At 67.8% G+C, this 18,834-nt stretch carries 18 protein-coding genes; 11 read left to right on the forward strand and 7 right to left on the reverse strand.

Going from position 1 to position 18,834, the window contains the following annotated elements; genetic code table 11:
• The first annotated feature begins 94 nt into the window (after window positions 1-94).
• Window positions 95-790: an SDR family NAD(P)-dependent oxidoreductase gene (locus tag FBQ73_RS06030; RefSeq protein ID WP_138398584.1), complete on the forward strand. Its 696-nt coding sequence runs from the start codon at window positions 95-97 to the stop codon at window positions 788-790.
• A gap of 190 nt (window positions 791-980) precedes the next feature.
• Entirely contained in the window at window positions 981-1,268 is a 288-nt protein-coding gene (locus FBQ73_RS06035; protein ID WP_210236675.1) for a helix-turn-helix domain-containing protein, read from the forward strand.
• A gap of 165 nt (window positions 1,269-1,433) precedes the next feature.
• Here FBQ73_RS06035 and FBQ73_RS06040 read toward each other — a convergent pair whose 3' ends face one another.
• Genes FBQ73_RS06040 through FBQ73_RS06050 form a run of 3 tightly spaced genes read right to left on the reverse strand, consistent with a single transcriptional unit; the run spans window position 1,434 to window position 3,630 of the window.
• A complete protein-coding gene (locus tag FBQ73_RS06040; protein ID WP_138398585.1) occupies window positions 1,434-2,099 on the reverse strand; it encodes an O-methyltransferase in 666 nt (221 codons plus the stop codon).
• 32 nt (window positions 2,100-2,131) lie between these two features.
• A complete protein-coding gene (locus FBQ73_RS06045; protein WP_138398586.1) occupies window positions 2,132-2,563 on the reverse strand; it encodes a DUF6163 family protein in 432 nt (143 codons plus the stop codon).
• Window positions 2,560-3,630, reverse strand: coding sequence for an enoyl-CoA hydratase/isomerase family protein (locus FBQ73_RS06050; protein WP_138398587.1), 1,071 nt, complete (start codon window positions 3,628-3,630; stop codon window positions 2,560-2,562). Before FBQ73_RS06050 ends, FBQ73_RS06045 begins: the two co-directional genes overlap by 4 nt.
• Before the next feature lie 251 nt (window positions 3,631-3,881).
• Between FBQ73_RS06050 and hemB the strand changes: the two genes are divergently transcribed.
• From hemB to FBQ73_RS06080, 6 genes are all read left to right on the forward strand, one after another.
• Window positions 3,882-4,931: a porphobilinogen synthase gene (hemB, locus tag FBQ73_RS06055; RefSeq protein ID WP_138398588.1), complete on the forward strand. Its 1,050-nt coding sequence runs from the start codon at window positions 3,882-3,884 to the stop codon at window positions 4,929-4,931.
• Window positions 4,932-4,953: 22 nt separating this feature from the next.
• On the forward strand, window positions 4,954-6,231 hold the full coding sequence (locus FBQ73_RS06060; protein WP_138398589.1) for a threonine ammonia-lyase: 1,278 nt from the start codon (window positions 4,954-4,956) through the stop codon (window positions 6,229-6,231).
• A gap of 65 nt (window positions 6,232-6,296) precedes the next feature.
• Entirely contained in the window at window positions 6,297-6,842 is a 546-nt protein-coding gene (locus tag FBQ73_RS06065) for an RDD family protein (RefSeq protein WP_138398590.1), read from the forward strand.
• Between the two features lie 80 nt (window positions 6,843-6,922).
• Window positions 6,923-7,672: an arginyltransferase gene (locus FBQ73_RS06070; protein WP_138398591.1), complete on the forward strand. Its 750-nt coding sequence runs from the start codon at window positions 6,923-6,925 to the stop codon at window positions 7,670-7,672.
• A gap of 28 nt (window positions 7,673-7,700) precedes the next feature.
• On the forward strand, window positions 7,701-8,378 hold the full coding sequence (locus FBQ73_RS06075; RefSeq protein ID WP_246089591.1) for a MarC family protein: 678 nt from the start codon (window positions 7,701-7,703) through the stop codon (window positions 8,376-8,378).
• 103 nt (window positions 8,379-8,481) lie between these two features.
• Window positions 8,482-9,519 carry a 3-hydroxyacyl-CoA dehydrogenase NAD-binding domain-containing protein gene (locus FBQ73_RS06080; RefSeq protein ID WP_138398592.1) on the forward strand — a complete coding sequence of 346 codons (1,038 nt, stop codon included), beginning with the start codon at window positions 8,482-8,484 and terminating at the stop codon, window positions 9,517-9,519.
• A gap of 52 nt (window positions 9,520-9,571) precedes the next feature.
• Here FBQ73_RS06080 and eno read toward each other — a convergent pair whose 3' ends face one another.
• Window positions 9,572-10,855: a phosphopyruvate hydratase gene (gene eno / locus FBQ73_RS06085; RefSeq protein WP_138398593.1), complete on the reverse strand. Its 1,284-nt coding sequence runs from the start codon at window positions 10,853-10,855 to the stop codon at window positions 9,572-9,574.
• 256 nt (window positions 10,856-11,111) lie between these two features.
• Here eno and queF point away from each other — a divergent pair, with 256 nt between their 5' ends.
• Window positions 11,112-11,564: a preQ(1) synthase gene (gene queF / locus FBQ73_RS06090; RefSeq protein WP_012116257.1), complete on the forward strand. Its 453-nt coding sequence runs from the start codon at window positions 11,112-11,114 to the stop codon at window positions 11,562-11,564.
• A 70-nt stretch (window positions 11,565-11,634) separates the two neighbouring features.
• Window positions 11,635-12,660 (forward strand): hypothetical protein, encoded by a 1,026-nt coding sequence (locus FBQ73_RS06095; protein ID WP_138398594.1) that lies wholly within the window; start codon window positions 11,635-11,637, stop codon window positions 12,658-12,660.
• On the opposite strand, the gene FBQ73_RS06100 is transcribed toward FBQ73_RS06095, so the two are convergent.
• On the reverse strand, window positions 12,657-13,673 hold the full coding sequence (locus tag FBQ73_RS06100; RefSeq protein ID WP_138398595.1) for an AI-2E family transporter: 1,017 nt from the start codon (window positions 13,671-13,673) through the stop codon (window positions 12,657-12,659). The two genes, FBQ73_RS06095 and FBQ73_RS06100, sit on opposite strands and share 4 nt — an antisense overlap.
• A 99-nt stretch (window positions 13,674-13,772) precedes the next feature.
• Complete coding sequence (gene dnaE, locus FBQ73_RS06105) at window positions 13,773-17,225, reverse strand: DNA polymerase III subunit alpha (protein WP_138398596.1); 3,453 nt, start codon at window positions 17,223-17,225, stop codon at window positions 13,773-13,775.
• Between the two features lie 145 nt (window positions 17,226-17,370).
• Between dnaE and FBQ73_RS06110 the strand changes: the two genes are divergently transcribed.
• Window positions 17,371-17,808 (forward strand): EamA family transporter, encoded by a 438-nt coding sequence (locus FBQ73_RS06110; RefSeq protein ID WP_138398597.1) that lies wholly within the window; start codon window positions 17,371-17,373, stop codon window positions 17,806-17,808.
• Window positions 17,809-17,826: 18 nt separating this feature from the next.
• On the opposite strand, the gene thiL is transcribed toward FBQ73_RS06110, so the two are convergent.
• Window positions 17,827-18,834, reverse strand: a complete 1,008-nt coding sequence (gene thiL / locus FBQ73_RS06115) for a thiamine-phosphate kinase (RefSeq protein WP_138398598.1) — start codon at window positions 18,832-18,834, stop codon at window positions 17,827-17,829.

An 18,834-nucleotide genomic window follows, 5' to 3' on the forward strand; every position in this document is an offset into this window, starting at 1 on the left:
CCGGGCCGGTTGATCCGTAAGCATATGCAGAGGCCGTCCCCCACCCGCGAGCGCAGCGCGCCGGGTGGAGCAGCCGCAAGCCGGAGTTCGACCCGTGACACAGGAAACCGCCGTTATCGTAGGGGCAGGCAAGGGCCTCAGCGCCGCTCTCGCCCGCCGGCTCGCCAGGGATGGCTTTCGCGTCGTGCTCGTGGCCCGCGACGTGGCGAAGCTCGCGCCCCTCGTGGCGGAAACCGGCGGTCTTGCCGTCTCCGCCGACGCCCAGAGCCCGCAGGCCATCGAGGCCGTGTTCGCCGAGGTGGACCGCACCTTCGGGCCGCCCGACCTCGTGGTTTTCAACGCCGCCATGCGCTATCGCGGCCCCATCGAGGTGCTGGATCCGGCAGACGTGATGGACGCCTACGCGGTGGGCGCCTTCGCCGGCTTCGTCACTGCCCAGGCGGCGGCGCGGCGCATGCTCCAGCGCGGCAGCGGCTCCATCTTCTTCACCGGCGCCACCGCCAGCGTGAAGTCCATGCCCCATTCCGTACCGTTCGCCATGGCCAAGTTCGCCCTGCGCGGCCTCGCCCAGGGCCTCGCCCGCGAGCTGGGACCGCGCGGCATCCATGTGGCCCATTTCATCATCGATGGTGGCATCGCCTCGTCGTGGGCCACGGAGGGGGAGGCCGGGCCGCCGGACAAATGGCTCGATCCCGCCGCCATCGCCGAGACCTATCTCGCCGTGCACCGCCAGCACCGCTCGGCCTGGACCGCAGAGCTGGAGCTGCGCCCCTGGGTCGAGAAGTTCTGATCAAGCCCGGCCGTGCACAGCCCTTTGCGAGCGTTGTGGGCGGCCTGAGGGCGTGCCATCTTTCCCCTCTTGCAGGAGATCCCGGACCGGCTAACGCGTCCGGGGGGCTCTTTGCTCATGCGCCGAACGGGCGCGGCCGGCGGCCGACGGGGGCAACCCGTCGGGGACCGGCGTGAAGGGGAGAGGACTGTTGGCGTATTCCTTGGTGAGCGGACGCCAGATCAAGGCCGCACGGGCCCTTCTAGGCTGGTCGCGCAGCGAACTGGCGGACCGCACCGGCGTCACCGCGCCGACGGTGAAGGTGGTGGAGCAGGATTCGGGCGTGCTGGACGAGTTGGCCTCGACCCGCACCCGCCTGTGCAACGTGCTGGCGGCGGAAGGCGTGGACTTCCTCAACGGCGGCAGCATCGGCGTGCAGCTGGTGCAGAAGGGCGAAGGCCTGCGCACCGAAGACCTCAACGCCTCCAACGACGACTGAGCCCAGCCATGATCCTGCACAAAGTCGCCACGCGGCACTGGATTCTCGTCGCGATCATCCTGATCGTCGCCACGCTCGCCTATCTCGGCAGCTGGTCCTGAAGGCAAGGCGCCGGAGCCAAGGCTTCCGGCGCCTTTTGCTCAGCCGCCGCGCAGGCTGGGGGCGTTACTCCACCCTCAGCAGGGCGAAGCCGTCATAGCCCTTGGCGCCCACGGTCTGGACAGCGGTGGCGGAGAGGCGCGGGTCGGCCCCCGCCAGATCGAACAGGCGCCGCACACCGATGACATTGGCGTCGGTGCTTTCGGCATCCAGCACTTTGCCGCTGCGCACCACATTGTCGCAGATGATGACCGTGCCGGGACGCGACAGCCGCAGTGCCCAGTGGAGATAGTCCGGATTGCTGGGCTTGTCGGCGTCGATGAAGACGAGGTCGAATGGCCCCTGCCCTTCCGCTTCCAGCTTGGGCAGGGTGTCGATGGCGCGGCCCACCCGCAGGTCGACCTTGTCGGAAAGGCCGGCGCGGGCAAGGTTGGCGGCCGCCACCTCGGCATGGCGTGGCTCGAATTCCAGCGTCACCAATTTTCCGTCCGCAGGCAAAGCGCGGGCGAGGAAAATGGCGCTATAGCCGCCCAGTGTGCCGATCTCCAGGATGCGCTTCGCGCCGATCATGCGGGCGAAGAGATGCAGCATCTGCCCTTGCGCCGCAGACACGGAGATGGCCGGCAGGCCGGCGGCGGTGGAGGCCGCGAGCGCCTCCTCCAGCACCGGATCAGCCGGCAGAAGGCGCTCGACGATATAGTCGTCCATCTCGGCCCAGAGGGTCGCGCTCATGGTCCCGTCTCCGTGCGTCGGAAATTAGTTCGTCAGTCCTGGTCGCTCTCGCGGGCGGCGCGGATGGAGAGCACCGCATAGGCAACCACCAGGGCCAGTTCCACCAGGGTGAACAGCAGCAGTCGGGTCATGCCTGCCGGCGCCCAGGCGCCGAGCACCACCTGCGCCAGCGTGGCGATGAGCCACAGCACCACGGCCCATCCCGCCCTCAGCCACAGCCCGACCCCCGCAATGGGATCGACGATGGCAGCCCAGATGATGGCCGCCTGCGCCGCCATGGGCATGGCCTCGAAGCGGCTGTCAGGCCCGTCACCAATGCCGAGGATCACCGCCCAGTGGATGACGCCCTCGATGAGCAGGAAAGCGGCCACGCCGCGCAGGAATAGGAACAGCCGCCGCCGCCAGGGCGTCAGGTTTTCCCACTGGGCGCGGGCGCTTGCATCGATGGGATCGTAATGGCTCATGCACCGGGTGCCAGTAATTCCAGTTCGTTGGGGATGGGATCGAAATGCGCCGCAATGACGGCGCTGTCCACCTCATCGAGCTTTGAGGGCTGCCATTTCGGCGCATTGTCGCGGTCCACCAGCACGGCGCGCACGCCTTCGTAGAAGTCGTGGCCTGCCATGACACGCGTCACCACCCGCAATTCCAGCTTCAGGCAGGCACCGAGGTCGAGCGCCCCGCCCCGGCGCATCTGCTCCATGGCGATGCACAGGCTGGTGGGGGACCGCAGGCGCATCTCGCGCGCAGTGGCGGCGGCGAATTCCGCATGGGTCCCGCCCGCCGCAGCTGCGTCATCGAGTGCAGCGAGGATGGCGGACACTTCGGGACGGCCGAACGCGTCGGCGATGAAATCGGTGCGGTCGGCGAAGGCGCCCGGCCCCGGATCGATGCGATGGTCGGCGAGAATCTGCTCCACGACGCCGCCGGCCACGAGGGCGTCCTCCAGCGCGGGGAAGGCACTGGAGGGGACCACATCGGTGGCAAGCCCGCAGGCATAAGCTTCGGCGACGCGGATGCGGGTGCCGGTCAGGGCCAGGAACACGCCGAACGCGCCGGGCAGGCGCGGCAGCACATGGGTGCCGCCCACATCCGGGAACAGGCCGATATTCACCTCTGGCATGGCGAAGAGATAGCGGTCGCCCGCCACCCGATGCGCCCCATGGGCCGAGAGGCCGAAGCCACCACCCATGCAGATGCCGTCGATCAGCGCCACATAGGGCTTGGGAAAGCTGCCGATATAGTCGTTGAGAACATATTCCTCGCGGAAGAAGCCAAGCGCCTCCTCGGCCCGGCCGGCGCGGCCCAGGTCGTAGATGGAGCGTACGTCACCGCCGGCGCAGAAGGCCTTTTCGCCGGCGCCCTTGATGATGACGCGGGTAATGGCGGGATCGTTCGCCCAGGTCCGCAGGCGCGGCAGGATCTCGCGCACCATGGCAAGGTTCAAGGCGTTGAGCGCCTTGGGCCGGTTGAGGGTGATGATGCCGGCCGCGCCCTTCTCTTCCAGCAGAACCTCAGGTTCCGTTGTCACTGCGCCCCTCCCCTTTTGCCGCCGTATTGCCGCTGAGCGGTTCCTTCGGCAGGGTTAGACGCGGCCCCTGGCACCGTCAACGCGACTGCGCGCACTTCCGCCGTGCGCGGCTGCACAGGCCACCCGACCTCTTGGGCTCAAGATCCCCGCCCAGATCACCCAAAGTTCCGCGCCCCTCGCGGCTCGGTGCCTGGGCGGGTATAAGGGTCCCTGCGCGCCCGCAGACGGGCGCCCCGAACAACGAGCGCACCATGGCCTTCTCCACGCCCCGCATCCGTCCCGTTTCCGAAGCCGAGCTGGCCCGGACCCAAGGCCTCGACCTGGTCCACCGCCCCCGGCGCAACCGCAAGACCGATTGGGCGCGGCGGCTGGTGCGTGAGAACACCCTCACCGTGGACGACCTGATCTGGCCGATCTTCGTGATGAACGGCACCGCCACCCGCGCCCCCATCCCCTCCATGCCGGGAGTGGAGCGCCTGACCGTGGACGAGGCGGTGCGCGCGGCGGAAATGGCCGCCAAGCTGAAGATTCCCGCGCTCGCCATCTTTCCCTATGTGGACCCCACCCTGCGCGATCCCGTGGGCAGCGAGGCGCTGAACACCAACAACCTGGTCTGCCAGACCCTGCGCGCCATCAAGGCGGAGATCCCCGAGATCGGGCTCATCACCGATGTCGCGCTCGATCCCTTCACCAGCCACGGCCATGACGGCCTGCTGGAGGATGGGCGCATCCTCAATGACGAGACCGTGGAAATCCTGGTGCGCCAGTCGGTGGTCCAGGCGCAGGCCGGGGCGGACGTGATCGCACCCTCCGACATGATGGACGGCCGCATCGGCGCCATCCGCGCCGGGCTCGACGCTGCGGGCTTCACCGACGTGCAGATCATGTCCTACGCCGCCAAGTATGCCTCCGCCTTCTACGGCCCGTTCCGCGATGCCATCGGCACCGCCAAGACCCTCTCCGGCGACAAGCGCACCTACCAGATGGACCCCGGCAACGGGCTGGAAGCCATCCGCGAGGCCGCCCTCGACGTGGAAGAGGGCGCCGACATGCTCATGGTGAAACCCGGCCTGCCCTATCTCGACATCGTCTACCGGCTGAAGGAGGCCTTCGGCCTGCCCACCTTCGCCTATCAGGTGTCCGGCGAATACGCGATGATCGAGGGCGCCATCCGCAACGGCTGGGTGGATGGCGACCGCATCGTTACCGAGAGCCTGCTCGCATTCAAGCGCGCCGGCGCCGACGGCATCCTCACCTATTTCGCGCCGCGTGTCGCCGAGCGGCTGGCCGCGCAGGGGTGAGACCCGCGCCCGGAGAACCAAGATGACAGCCCCCGCCGTCGCAACCAGCGACCGCATCGTCGACCCAAACGGCGACCTGCCCGTCACCCTCGCGGACGTGGAGGCGGCGCGGACGCTGGTGAGCGGCGCGGTTCTCCACACGCCGACGCTGCACGCTCCGCGTCTGTCCGCCCTGACCGGCGCGGACGTGTATGTGAAGTACGAGAATTTCCAGGTCACCGCCTCGTTCAAGGAGCGCGGCGCGCTGGTGAAGCTGGCGCGCCTCACCCCCGAGGAGGCGCGGCGGGGCGTGGTGGCCATGTCGGCCGGCAACCACGCCCAGGCGGTGGCCTATCACGGTACGCGGCTGAAGATTTCCACCCTCATCGTCATGCCCGAGACGACCCCGCAGGTGAAGGTGGCCGCCACCGAAGCCTTCGGCGCCGAGGTGGTGCTGTTCGGCGAGACCGTGGCCGACGCCTTCGAGGAGGCGACGCGCATCTCCAAGGCGCAGGGCCGCATCTTCGTCCACCCCTATGACGACGCGGACGTGATCGCGGGCCAGGGCTCGCTGGCGCTGGAAATGATGGAGGACGGGCCGGCCTTCGACGCCGTGGTGGTGCCCATCGGCGGCGGCGGGCTCATCGCCGGCATGGCGCTGGCCTTCGCCGGGCGCTCGCCAGCGACGCAGGTGGTGGGCGTGGAGACCCAGCTCTATCCCGCCATGTGGTCAGCCATGACCGGCGAGGCGCGCCCCTGCGGCGGCCCGACGCTGGCCGAGGGCATCGCGGTGCGCGACGTGGGGGTTATCACCTCGCAGATCGTGAGGCGCCTGGTGCCCCATGTGGTGCTGGTGGACGAGACCGCGCTGGAGCGGGCGGTGAATGCCTTCCTCATGCACCAGAAGACGCTGGCCGAAGGCGCCGGCGCCGCCGGCCTTGCGGCGCTCCTCGCTGAGCCCGAGCGCTTCCGCGGCAAAACGGTGGGGCTCGTGGTCTCCGGCGGCAACATCGACCCGCGCATGATCGCCGGCATTCTGTTGCGCGAGTTGGAGCGGGAAGAGCGCATCGTCTCTTTCCGGCTCACCATCCTCGACCGGCCGGGCATGCTGGGGCGTATTGCCACGCTGCTCGGCAAGCTCGGCGCCAACATCCTGGAGGTGCATCACCGACGCACCTTCCTCGACGTGCCGGCCAAGGGCACGCGGCTTGACCTCACGGTGGAGAGCCGCGACCAGGCCCATGCCGAGCTGATCCAGAAGGCGCTGGAGGGCGAGGGCCTGCCGGTGCAGCGGCTGGGCGCAGGCGGCGCCGACTGGTGATGCCTTGATCTTGCGCCGCAGGGTAGCCCTCACCACCTGAAGGTGTCGGAAGGAGTCTTCGACCCATGAGCAACACGAGCGACACGTCCCGCGAGCAGCCCCCCTACGGCTATCCGGACGGTGCGCGTCCATACGCCTATGATCCGGTGGCGCAGCCGGAATTTTTCGAGGGCGTGCTCTCCCGCCGGCTCATGGCCTTCTTCATCGATGCCGCGATCGTCGTCGGGGCGGTGGTGCTTTTCTATATCTTCGTCCTGCTGATGGGGCTGGTGACGTTCGGCCTGAGCTGGATCGCCTTCTTCTTCATCTGGCCAACCTTCGTCATCGTAGCGCTGGCCTACAACGCCATCACCCTCGGCGCGCCGGCCTCGGCGACGCTGGGCATGCGACTCATGGATATCGAGGTGCGCACCTGGTACGGCGCGCCGTGCTATTCCGTGCTCGGCGCGGTGCATGCGGTGTGCTTCTGGGTGTCGGTCTCCATCTTCACGCCGTTCGTGCTGCTGGTGGCCCTGTTCAACGACCGGCGCCGGCTGCTGCACGATTTCCTCGTGGGCACGGTGGTGGTGAACAACGCCATCCGCGCGGACGCCTTGCGATACAGGCGCTGAATTTTGCGCGCTGAGGCACCTTCGCCTTTGACCTCGTCCCGCACAGCGGCGATGCTGTGTGTTCTTGAGGCAAAGACGTCGTGAGCGAGCATCCGCGCGATACACCGCAATTCTATCTGACGGCCCCTTCCCCATGCCCGTACCTTCCGGGACGAGAGGAGCGGAAGGTGTTCACGCACCTTGTTGGCGACAAGGCCGCCAGCCTCAATGATGTGCTCACCCAGGGCGGGTTCCGGCGCAGCCAGTCCATCGCCTACCGCCCGGCCTGCGAGGGCTGCAAGGCATGCGTGTCGGTGCGAATCTGCGTGGATGACTTCACCGCGAGTCGCAGCTTCCGCAGGGTCCAGGCCGACAATGCGGACCTGATCGGGCAGATCAAGCCGGCGACCCCCTCGTCCGAGCAATATGCCCTGTTCCGCAGCTATGTCACCGGCCGCCACGGCACTGGCGGCATGGCCGACATGAGCGTTCTCGACTACGCCATGATGGTGGAGGATACTCACGTCCACACCCGTCTCGTGGAATACCGCAAGCGCGGGCCGGACAGCCGCATCATCCCCCGCGGCACCGGCGACCTTATGGCCGTGGCGCTGACGGATGTGCTCACCGACGGCCTGTCCATGGTCTATTCCTTCTACAACCCGCAGGTGCAGAACCGTTCCCTCGGCACGTTCCTGATCCTTGACCACATCACCCGGGCGCGGCAGATGGGCTTGCCGTACGTGTATCTCGGCTATTGGGTTCAGGGCTCGCGCAAGATGGATTATAAGCGCCGCTACTTGCCCCAGGAGCGCCTGACGCCCCACGGCTGGGAGCGTGTGGAAAAATAGCCCCTGCGGGGCGCAAGGGGGCGTGCGCGTGGGCTATTTCAGTAATTCCGTCAATATCTTCCTTGCTGTCTTCGCCGCTCTCTTCCCAATCGTGAACCCGCTCGGCGGGGCTCCGATCTTCCTCAATTTTGTCCGGGGCTGCTCCGCGCCGACGCGGGAACTGCTGGCTCGCAGCGTGGCCGTCTACGGCTTCCTGATGCTGCTCGGCTCGCTGATCATCGGTGCGCAGGTGCTCCTCTTCTTCGGCATCACCTTGCCGGTGCTGCGGGTGGCCGGCGGCGTGGTGGTGACCTCCGTGGGCTGGAACCTGCTGCATCAGGGCGACGAGCCGGCCAAGCGCGCCGACGGCACGCCGCTGGACGATGCCCACGCCAAGGACCAGGCTTTCTACCCCCTGACCCTGCCGCTCACGGTGGGTCCCGGCTCCATCGCCACCACCATCGCGCTGGCCGCCAGCCACAGATCCACCTTCGAGACCGATCTGGCCATGTCCGTGTCGTCCCTCATCGGGGCGGTGGCGGGGCTGATCGGGGTGGCGCTCACCGTCTATTTCGCCTTCCGGGAGGCGCCTACCATCGAGCGCGTGCTGGGCAAGAACGGCACCAACGTGCTGGTGCGGCTGTTCGCCTTCATCCTGTTCGCCATCGGCGTGCAGATCATCTGGCTCGGCGCGCGGGACCTGCTCGGCGAGATCCCGAGGCGGTGAGGTATACTGCCAGACAGGGCAGTCATACCTTCGCAGCTATGACTGAGTTTGGTTCCGCCTGCTAGAAGACTGGGAATCCCCAGAGCCTCAGGCAGGAGTTCCCATGTCCCATCCGAACCACCCCATCCGCCGCGTCGCCGTGATCGGAGCCGGGACCATCGGCGCGAGCTGGGCCGCGCTGTTCCTGTCGCGCGGGCTCGACGTGGTGGTGAGCGACCCGGCGCCGGGGGCGGCCGAAGCCACCCAGCGCCTCATCTCCGCCGCCTGGCCGATCCTGATGGAACTGGGCGGAGAGGCGTGGATAGACCCTACCAGCTGGCGCTTCGAGCCGGACCCGGTGAAGGCGGTGGCGGGCGTCGATTTTGTGCAGGAGAACGCGCCCGAGCGCTATGAGCTGAAGCAGAAGCTGTTTCCCGCCATCGACGCGGTGCTGCCGCCGGAGGTGGTGATCGCTTCTTCCTCCTCCGGACTGCTGGTGAGCCGCATCGCCGAGGGCTGCCGCTATCCCGAACGCTGCATCATCGGCCACCCCTTCAATCCACCCCACCTGATCCCGCTTGTGGAGGTGGTGGGCGGCGAGAAGGCGAGCCGCGCCGCCATCGACACCGCCATGGCCTTTTACAAGGCCATGGGCAAGCACCCCATCGAGATTCACAAGGAGGTCGCCGGCCACGTGGCCAACCGGCTGCAGGCGGCGCTGTGGCGCGAGGCCATCCATCTGGTGGCGGAAGGGGTGGTTTCGGTGGCGGACGTGGATGCGGCCGTGTCGGAAGGCCCCGGCCTGCGCTGGGCGCTCATGGGCCAGAACATGACATTCCACCTGGGCGGCGGCGAAGGCGGCCTTGCCCACTTCATGCACCACCTTTTGCCGGCAGTGGAAACCTGGTGGGACGACCTCGGCTCGCCGAACGTCACGCCGGAGCTTCAGGCCAAGCTTGTGGAAGGGGTGACGGCGGAAGCCGCCGGCCGCTCCATCACTGAACTGGCGCAGCGGCGCGACACCCTGCTGACGCAGATCGTGGCGCTAAAGCGCGCGCATGATGCACTTGAGGAGAAGCAGGATCTGAACAGGCGGCTGGACGAGGCGCTGGAGGAGAGCTTTCCCTCCAGCGACCCGGTGGCGGTCCACAAGGCGGACTGAGGGCAGATCCCCTCTTCCCGTTCAAGGAAGAGGGGATCCACGGTTTGAAGACTCAGGCCAGCGCCTTCAGCGCGGCCTTGCCGGCGTAGCGGGCGCTGTCGCCCAGTTCCTGCTCGATGCGCAGCAGCTGGTTGTACTTGGCGGTGCGGTCCGAGCGGGCCAGCGAGCCGGTCTTGATCTGCCCGCAATTGGTGGCCACCGCCAGGTCGGCGATGGTCGCATCCTCGGTCTCGCCCGAGCGGTGGGACATGACGGCGCGATAGCCGGCCTTGTGGGCCATTTCCACCGCATCCAGCGTCTCGGTGAGGGAGCCGATCTGGTTCACCTTGACCAGGATGGCGTTGCCCACGCCGTCCTTGATGCCGCGCGACAGGCGCTCCACATTGGTGACGAACAGGTCGTCGCCCACCAGCTGGCACTTGGAACCGACGGTGTCGGTGAGCAGCTTCCAGCCCACCCAGTCGTCCTCGGCCATGCCGTCCTCGATGGTGACGATGGGATACTTGGCCACCAGTTCGGCGAGGTAGGCCACCTGGGACTCGATGTCCCGCACCGTGCCTTCGCCCTCGTAATTGTACACACCGTTCTTGAAGAACTCGGTGGAGGCGCAGTCGAGGCCGAGATACACGTCCTCGCCGGGCTTGAAGCCGGCGTTCTCGATGGCCTTGAGCACGAATTCCAGCGCCGCCTCGGCGGAGGCGAGGTTGGGGGCGAAGCCGCCCTCATCGCCCACATTGGTGTTGTGGCCGGCGTCCTTCAGGCCCTTCTTCAGGGTGTGGAAGATCTCCGCGCCCCAGCGCAGGCCCTCGGCGAAGGAAGGCGCGCCGGCGGGCAGGATCATGAATTCCTGGAAATCGATGGGGTTGTCCGCATGGGCGCCGCCATTGATGATGTTCATCATGGGCACCGGCAGTACGCGGGCATTCACGCCGCCCACATAGCGGTAGAGTGGCAGGCCCTTGGATTCGGCCGCGGCCTTGGCCACCGCAAGCGACACGCCGAGGATGGCGTTGGCGCCGAGGCGGCCCTTGTTGTGCGTGCCGTCGAGCGCGAGGAGGGCGGCGTCGATGTGCGCCTGATCCTCGGCCTCATAGCCGCCGATGGCGTCAAAGATCTCGCCGTTGACCGCATCCACCGCCATGCCGACGCCCTTGCCGAGATAGCGGCTGGTGTCGCCGTCGCGCAGTTCCACCGCCTCGTGGGCGCCCGTGGAAGCGCCCGAGGGCACGGCGGCGCGGCCAAGGGCGCCGTCTTCCAGCACCACGTCCACTTCCACGGTGGGATTGCCGCGGCTGTCCAGAATTTCGCGTCCGATGATGTCCACGATGGCGGTCATGAAGACTCCTTCCCTGCGTCGTGTGGTGCGGTGCAACAAAAGGCCGGAGGTCCGTCGTCGTCCCTGCCCTGACCGCACCCCGGGATGCCCAAAGCCCCAGCCTTGCAAGCGTGGTGCTTCTAGCGCGATCTATTGCGCCTGCGAAGGGGGCCTGTCGCGTTCCAGGCCGGCTTCGCCGCAAAACGGCCGGACGGCGGTTGAACATTGCGGCCCGCGCGGGTAGAGCACCCGCTCTTCCGCCGCAGGATCAAGAGATATGACCGATCGCCCGCTGCAGCTCGGCGTCAGCGCCGCCCTGCCCGCCTCGCCGGAGGAGGCGGTGCTCGACCGCGTGCCGAACCCGCACCCGGACGTGGACTATGTGGCGCGCTTCACATGCCCGGAATTCACCTCGCTCTGCCCGGTGACGGGGCAGCCGGATTTCGCCCACATCGTCATCGACTATGTGCCCGATCAGTTCCTGGTGGAGTCCAAGTCGCTGAAACTGTACCTCGGCAGCTTCCGCAACCATGGCGCTTTCCATGAGGACTGCACCGTGGCGGTGGGCAAGCGGCTGGTGGACTTGTTGAAGCCTCGCTTCCTGCGCATTGCGGGCTACTGGTATCCGCGCGGCGGCATCCCCATCGACGTGTTCTGGCAGACCGGAAAACTGGCCGAGGGCGTGTGGTTGCCGGATACGGGGGTTGCGCCCTACCGCGGTCGCGGGTGAAGCTGTTGCCTCCGGAGCCGTCGACACCAGAACAATCCGAGCGGACCGGGGAGGACGGAGGGCACGGGTCATGCCGAAGCTCATTGTCACCAATGGAGAATCTGCCGCCGAACGCCTGCGCGCGGCGGGGATCAAGGGCCATATCCTGCCGTGGCAGGACATGCTCCACGACGGGCCGGTCCCCCCGGGCACCGACCTTGAGGAGGTGTCGGACGTGCGCGCCGATTTCCTTTCCGAGGCGCTGGGCCTGCCCTTTGACGAGGTGCGGGCGGATTTCGCCCATCGCGACGCCCAGGTGGAGGTGCATGTCGCCTATGCGCACGTGGAGTTGTGGTTTGAGCACGACCTGTTTGACCAGCTCCAGCTGATCCAGCTCCTCGCCTATTTCGCCCACGAGCCTGAGCGCATGGGGCTGAGCCTGGTGCAGGCCTCGCACTATCTCGGGGTCATGGCGCCAGACGAGATGCGCGCTCTGGAGGCGCATCGCACGCCGGTCACCCATCTGCAGCTGGAGACGGCGCGGCAGGCCTGGGAGGCTTTCACCGCTCCAACCCCGCGGCCGCTCGTGGCCTTCGCCGGGCAGGCGCACGCGTCCCGCGCCTTCGAGGCGCTGCCCCATCTGGCCCCGGCGCTCCATCGGCTCATCGCCGAGTTGCCTGCCCCCAAGAGCGGACTGTCGCTGACCGAGGAGCGAATCCTGCGGCGGCTTCAGGATGGGCCCATGAAGGTGGCGCACCTCTATGGCGCCGTCCATTCCATGGACGAGGCGCAGTTTCTTGCCGACCTGCCCTTCTTCCTGCGCCTCGACGGGCTGGCCTTTGCCCATGAGCCGCTGATCTTCGGCCTGCCCTTCCGCTCCAGCGAGGCGGCGGGCATGCGCTTTTCCCCCGGTGACGACAGTACGGCCGAGCGCTCCTATCGCGCCTACGCGTCGGCCGAGATCGAGCTGACCCCTACCGGCGCGGCGGCGTTGAAGGGCCATTTCGACCATGCGTGCCAGAATGCGGTGGACCGCTGCATCGGCGGCACCCACCTGATGCCCGGCGCCATGTGGCGTTTCGACAGGACCTCCGGTACCCTCGTGCTACCGAACTAGGATTTGGCTCGGTCCGGCGTCGCCTCCTGCTCGCCATGGGCCTTGAAGGCGGCGAAGGCGAGCACGGTGAGGGGCGTGGCGAGCACCACGCCGAGGGCGCCGAATACATTGCCGAACGCCACCACCGCGAACAGCGTCACCGCCGGCGGCAACGACACCATGCGTTGCTGGAGCAACGGGGTGATCACATTGCTCTCCGACTGCTGCACGATGACGAACACCAGCAGCGTCCACAGCCCCGAGTCCACCCCGAGCGTCAATGCGATGAGCACCGCGGGCGCCGCCGCCACCACCGGCCCGATCATGGGCACAAACTCGGCGAGTCCTGCGAACAGGGCGAGCGCGAGGGCCGAGGGCACCCCCACGATGGTGAGACCGATGAAGGTGAGCACGCCCACCACCACCATGGCGATGAGCTGGGCCTTCAGGAAATGCCGCAAATCCTCGGAGACGGAGGCAAGCCGCCGCGCCGCCGCGGGCCGGTCCGCCTCGGCCCACAGTGAGAGGAACATGAGGCGGTAGAGATCCGGCGAGACGGCGAAATAGATGCCGCCCACCACCACCAGAAAGCTGCCCAGCACCACCTGGAAGACGTTGCTGGTGAGGCCCTGCACCGCCGAGATCATCGTCTCGCCGGAGGGCGCCGCCGCCTCGGCCCGGCGCAGCAGATCATCGCTCATGCCTTCCAGATGGAAGCGCTGCTCGAAGGCTTTCCAGGCGGCGGGCAGCTCGTTGAACAGCTCGGTCACCTGCACCTGGATGGTGGAGCCGAACAGATACAGCGTGAGCCCGATGCCGCCGAACACCATGAGCGCCACCGGGAACACCGCATAGCGCTCGGGAAACCGGGTGAAGCGGGCGAACGGCTCCGCCAGCGCGTGCAGGGCCAGCGACACCAGCATGGCCGCGAACACCTGGAGGATCACGTCGATGGTCTTGTAGGAGAAATAGGCGAGCGCAAGGACGATGCAGGCGACGGCCACGCGTCGCGCCACGATCCAGTCGGAAGCCATGGTGTCTCTCTCGCTGGGGAAAGCGCTCTACCGCCTGTATAGCCCGAATGCACGGCGCCGCACATGTGCGGGTGAACGCAGGCGTCGGTTTTGGCGTTCCTACGCCGCCTCCACCGACACCACCCCCGGGATGGCCTTGATGGCCCCGGCGATCTGCGGGGAGATGGGGTATTTGCCGGGCAGGCTCACCTCCACCTCGGCCCGCGCATCCTCCACCATCAGGATCAGGCTGACCTCGCCCGATCCCGCATCCCCGGTCTTGCCGTCGGCAAGGCGGCGGGCGATGCCCTCGATGGGCTCGGGGGAGCGCAGGAAGATGCGCAGACCCTTCTGGTGGCGGGTGGTGACGGGATCGAGCTTCTCGCAGGAATTGATGCGTACGCGCACATCCTCGCCGTTCAGCTCGGCCGCCACCATCATCAGCAGCGGCGTGCCCGGCTCCAGCAGGTCGCGATAGTGGGCGAGGCCTTCGGAAAAGATCACCGCCTCGTAATGGCCCGAGGGGTCGGAGAGGCCCACGATGCCCATGCGGGTGCCGGACTTGGTGCGCCGCTCCTGCTTCGATACCACAGTGGCCGCCAGCCGCCCCGCCGCCGCGCCCGAGCGCACGGCGCGGGAGAAGTCCGAGAAGGACTGCACCCGCATCTTCTTCAACGCGTCGGCATAATCATCCAGCGGATGGCCGGTGAGGAAGAAGCCGATGGCGTCATATTCCTTCTGCAGCCGCTCCGAGGGCAGCCACGGCGCCACCTCCGGAATGGGCAGGGAGACGGCGGAAGGTCCGGAGCCGAACATGTCGTTCTGACCGGACTGGGCGTTCGCCTCCACGCGCTGGGCCTCGGCCACAATGGATTCGATGGCGGCAAAGGCCCGGGCGCGGTTCTTCTCCAGCACGTCGAAGCAGCCGGCGGCCATCAGGCTTTCCAGCGTGCGCTTGTTCACCAGCTTCACCGGCAGGCGCGAGGCGAAATCCGCGAAGCTCTTGAACGGCCGCGCGCCGCGCGCCGCTACCAGCGCCTCCACCGCCGCGCCGCCCACGCCCTTGATGGCGCACATGGCATAGATGATCCTGCCGTCCTTCACCGCGAACTCGCGGGCCGACAGATTGATGTTGGGCGGCACCACCTCGATGCCGAGGCGCTGGGCCTCCTGCCGGAATTCCGCGAGCTTGTCCGTGTTGCCCATGTCGAGGGTCATGGAGGCGGCGAGGAATTCGGTGGGGTAGTTCGCCTTCAGCCATGCCGTCTGGTAGGCGACGATGGCGTAGGCGGCGGCGTGGGACTTGTTGAAGCCGTAGTCGGCGAACTTGGCCAGAAGGTCGAAGATGGTGTCGGCCTGCGCCTTCTCGATGCCCCGCCCGGCGGAGCCGGAGACGAAGCGCTCGCGCTGCTTCTCCATCTCGGCGCGGATCTTCTTGCCCATGGCCCGGCGCAAAAGATCAGCCTCGCCCAGCGAATAGCCCGCCATAGCCTGGGCGATCTGCATCACCTGTTCCTGATAGATGATGACGCCGAACGTCTCCTTCAGGTACGGCTCCAGCATGGGGTGGAGATAGTCCGGCTTGGCGCGGCCGTGCTTGCAGTCGCAATAGACCGGGATGTTGGCCATGGGGCCGGGCCGGTAGAGGGCCACGAGGGCGATCAGGTCCTCGACGCGGTCGGCCTTCATGTCCACCAGCGCCCGGCGCATGCCCGCGCTTTCCACCTGGAACACGCCCACCGTCTCGCCCTTGCCCAGCATGGCGTAGGTCTTGGGGTCGTCCAGCGGGATCTTGGAAATGTCCAGATCGATGCCGCGCTGGTGGATCAGCTTCACCGCCTTGTCGATGGTGGTCAGCGTCTTCAGGCCCAGGAAGTCGAACTTCACCAGGCCCGCCTGCTCCACCCATTTCATATTGTACTGGGTGACCGGCATGTCGGACTTGGGATCGCGATAGAGCGGCACCAGCTCATGGAGCTTCCTGTCGCCGATCACGATGCCCGCCGCATGGGTGGAGGCGTGGCGGTTGAGGCCTTCCAGGCGCACCGCGATGTCGAAGGCGCGCTTCACCACCTCTTCTTGGTCGCGGGAGGCCTGGAGGCGCGGCTCGTCCTCGATGGCCTGCTTCAGCGTGACCGGATTGGCCGGATTCTGCGGCACCAGCTTGCACAGCTTGTCCACCTGCCCGTAGGGCATCTCCAGCACGCGCCCCACGTCGCGCAGCACGCCGCGCGCTTGCAGGGTACCAAAGGTGATGATCTGCGCCACTTGGGCGCGGCCGTAGCGCTCCTGCACATAGTGGATCACCTCGTCGCGGCGCTCCTGGCAGAAGTCCACGTCGAAGTCGGGCATGGACACGCGGTCCGGGTTCAGGAACCGCTCGAACAGCAGGCCGAACCGGATCGGGTCGAGGTCGGTGATCTGGAGCGAATAGGCCACCAGCGAGCCGGCGCCCGACCCACGCCCCGGCCCCACCGGAATGTCGTGTGCCTTGGCCCACTTGATGAAGTCCGACACGATGAGGAAGTAGCCGGGGAACTTCATCTTGGTGATGACGGAGAGCTCGTAGGCGAGCCGCTCCTCATAGGTGGCGATATCCAGCCCCGGCGCCGGGCCATGCTTCTCGAGGCGCTGGGCAAGGCCCTCCCTGGCTTGCCGCTCCAGCTCGGCGGCTTCCTCGGCAAGCGGATCCCCGTCCCCGGCGCCGGAGGTGAAGCGCGGCAGGATGGGCTTCACCGTACGCACCCGGTGGGCGCAGCGCCGGGCGATCTCCACCGTGTTGGCCGTCGCCTCCGGCAGGTCAGCGAACAGGGCCAGCATTTCCGCACGGGTCTTGAAACGATGCTCCGGGGTCAGCCGGCGCCGGTCGCCCTCCGACAGCAGCCGGCCCTCGGCGATGCACAAAAGGCCGTCATGGGCTTCATAATCGGTCTTGCTGGCGAAGAAGGGCTCGTTGGTCGCCACCAGCGGGACGCCCTTGGCATAGGCGAGTTCCAGCAGGCCGGCTTCGGCCAGACGCTCGGCGTCGGTGTCGTGGCGCTGCACTTCCACATAGAGCCGCTCGCCGAACAGGGAGGCGAGCAGGTCGAGCCGCTCCGCCGCCAGCTCCGGATGGCCGGACACCAGCGCCTTGTCGATGGGCCCCGCCGGCCCGCCGGTGAGGGCGATGAGGCCGTCATGGGCCTCAGCCAGCCAGTCGGGCAGGATGCGCGGCTCGTCCTCGCTGGCGGTTTCCAGAAACGAGCGGGAGACGAGGCGCATCAGGTTGCGCCAGCCCGGCTCCGACTGGGCGAGCAGCACGAGGCGCGGCCGCTTGGGTCGGATCGCCCCGCGCGGGCCGGCCGGCTCCGGCAGGTCCAGGGCCAGCGACACACCGGCGATGGGCTGGATGCCCGCGCCCGCCATCTTCTCGGAGAATTCCAGCGCGCCGAAGAGGTTGCCCGTATCGGTGAGGGCAATGGCCGGCTGCGCGTCCGCCTTCACGAGGTCTGCCAGCTTGCCGATGGAAAGCGCCCCCTCCAGCAGCGAATAGGAGGAATGAACGTGCAGATGGATGAAGCCGGGATCGGGCATGGTCTACTTCGTTGCAGCGGAGCTGAGTCGGACGGGCGCCCCATGGTAACCGGGATGCCGGGCACCGGCACCAACCGGAGCGGTCGTCCCCGCTGTTCTCTCAAGTGGTGTCATGGTGATCGCCACGCTATAGCCGAGTGACGGCATGTCTCAATCCTGGTCCACCTCCTGGCTGTTCTGGGCGTTCCTGTCCGCGGCCTTCGCGGCGCTCACCGCCATCTTCGCCAAGGTGGGGGTGGCGAACATCCATTCCGACCTCGCCACGCTCCTGCGCACCATCGTCATCCTCGCCCTGGTGGCCGCCATGGTCGGGTTCGGCGGGTCGTGGCAGGCGCCCGGCGAAATCCCGGCGCGGACGTGGATCTTCCTGATCCTGTCCGGCCTTGCCACCGGGGCGTCGTGGCTTTGCTATTTCCGCGCGCTGAAGATGGCCGATGCGGCGCGGGTGGCGCCGGTGGACAAGCTGAGCGTGGTGCTGGTCGCCATCTTCGGCGTCATGTTCCTGGGCGAGCGCCTGAGCGCGCTGGCGACCCTGGGCGTCGTCCTCATCGCCGCCGGGGCGGCTCTGGTGGCGCTGGGATAGCACCCCCGACCTGCCGGCTCAGAAGTGGCTGAAGCTGCCGGCTCCGAGGTCGAGGGCATGGCCTCCGGCATCGGTCACATCAAGGCCGGGCTGCTCCCGCGTCTCGCCGATCAGCGTCACCGGAACCCCCACCCGCGCGGCCTCGGCGGTGAAGGCGTGGACCAGGGCATGGGGCACGCAGGCCACCACCTCGTAATCATCCCCGCCGGTGACCGCGGTCTTGAACAGGCCGGCGTCCGCCGCAATGGCCGCCGCCGCTGCGGCCGACACCGGCACCCGCCGCGCCTCGATGCGCCCGCCGCAGCCGGAGGCGGCGAGCATCTTCGCCACGTCGCCGACCAACCCGTCTGACACATCCATGGCGGACTTGGCGTAGCGGCGCAGAACCGGCGCGATGGCGAGCCGGGGCTGGGGGTGCAGATAGCGGTCCACGAGATGCCCGCGCTGCTCGTCGTCCAGGCCGGCGAAGGCCGCAGCCTTGTGGTCCTGCCGCAGCCGCAGGCCCAGCGCCGCGTCGCCGATGGTGCCGGTGACGAGGATGGCCTGGCCGGCCTTCGCCCCCGTGCGCGGCACGAAGGCGCCCTTCGGCACCGAGCCCAAAGCGGTGAGCGTGATGGTGACCGGGCCTGGGATGGAGACCGTGTCGCCGCCTAGGATGGGGCAAAGATAGCGCTCGCAATCCTCGCCGAGGGCCGCCGCGAAGGCTTCCATCCAGGCGTCGGGCGTGCCCTTGGGCAAAGCCAGCGCCAGCAGGGCGCCCAGCGGGTCGGCACCCTTGGCGGCAAGGTCGGAGAGGTTCACCCGCAGCGCCTTGCGGGCGATGGAGGCCGGCGGATCATCCGCGAAGAAGTGCACCCCCGCCACCACAGCATCCTTGGTGAGCACCAGGTCGCAGCCTTCGGGCGGGGCCAGCAGCGCGGCATCGTCGAGCAGGCCGAGGGCGGCGGACGAACCGGCGATGGGACGCAGGAAGCGCGCGATGAAGCGATCCTCGCCCGATCCCGCTGCTGCCTCGCCGTCCACCAT

This window comes from Xanthobacter autotrophicus (assembly GCF_005871085.1).
Lineage (GTDB): Bacteria > Pseudomonadota > Alphaproteobacteria > Rhizobiales > Xanthobacteraceae > Xanthobacter > Xanthobacter autotrophicus.

Excerpts from the sequence above, each read along its gene's own strand:
- FBQ73_RS06100 (WP_138398595.1), bottom strand. The coding sequence starts at position 13,673 with ATGGCTTCCGACTGGATCGTGGCGCGACGCGTGGCCGTCGCCTGCATC.
- FBQ73_RS06110 (WP_138398597.1), top strand. The coding sequence starts at position 17,371 with ATGTCTCAATCCTGGTCCACCTCCTGGCTGTTCTGGGCGTTCCTGTCC.
- dnaE (WP_138398596.1), bottom strand. The coding sequence starts at position 17,225 with ATGCCCGATCCCGGCTTCATCCATCTGCACGTTCATTCCTCCTATTCG.
- thiL (WP_138398598.1), bottom strand. The coding sequence starts at position 18,834 with ATGGTGGACGGCGAGGCAGCAGCGGGATCGGGCGAGGATCGCTTCATC.
- FBQ73_RS06040 (WP_138398585.1), bottom strand. The coding sequence starts at position 2,099 with ATGAGCGCGACCCTCTGGGCCGAGATGGACGACTATATCGTCGAGCGC.
- FBQ73_RS06060 (WP_138398589.1), top strand. The coding sequence starts at position 4,954 with ATGACAGCCCCCGCCGTCGCAACCAGCGACCGCATCGTCGACCCAAAC.
- hemB (WP_138398588.1), top strand. The coding sequence starts at position 3,882 with ATGGCCTTCTCCACGCCCCGCATCCGTCCCGTTTCCGAAGCCGAGCTG.
- queF (WP_012116257.1), top strand. The coding sequence starts at position 11,112 with ATGACCGATCGCCCGCTGCAGCTCGGCGTCAGCGCCGCCCTGCCCGCC.
- FBQ73_RS06080 (WP_138398592.1), top strand. The coding sequence starts at position 8,482 with ATGTCCCATCCGAACCACCCCATCCGCCGCGTCGCCGTGATCGGAGCC.
- eno (WP_138398593.1), bottom strand. The coding sequence starts at position 10,855 with ATGACCGCCATCGTGGACATCATCGGACGCGAAATTCTGGACAGCCGC.
- FBQ73_RS06095 (WP_138398594.1), top strand. The coding sequence starts at position 11,635 with ATGCCGAAGCTCATTGTCACCAATGGAGAATCTGCCGCCGAACGCCTG.
- FBQ73_RS06065 (WP_138398590.1), top strand. The coding sequence starts at position 6,297 with ATGAGCAACACGAGCGACACGTCCCGCGAGCAGCCCCCCTACGGCTAT.
- FBQ73_RS06045 (WP_138398586.1), bottom strand. The coding sequence starts at position 2,563 with ATGAGCCATTACGATCCCATCGATGCAAGCGCCCGCGCCCAGTGGGAA.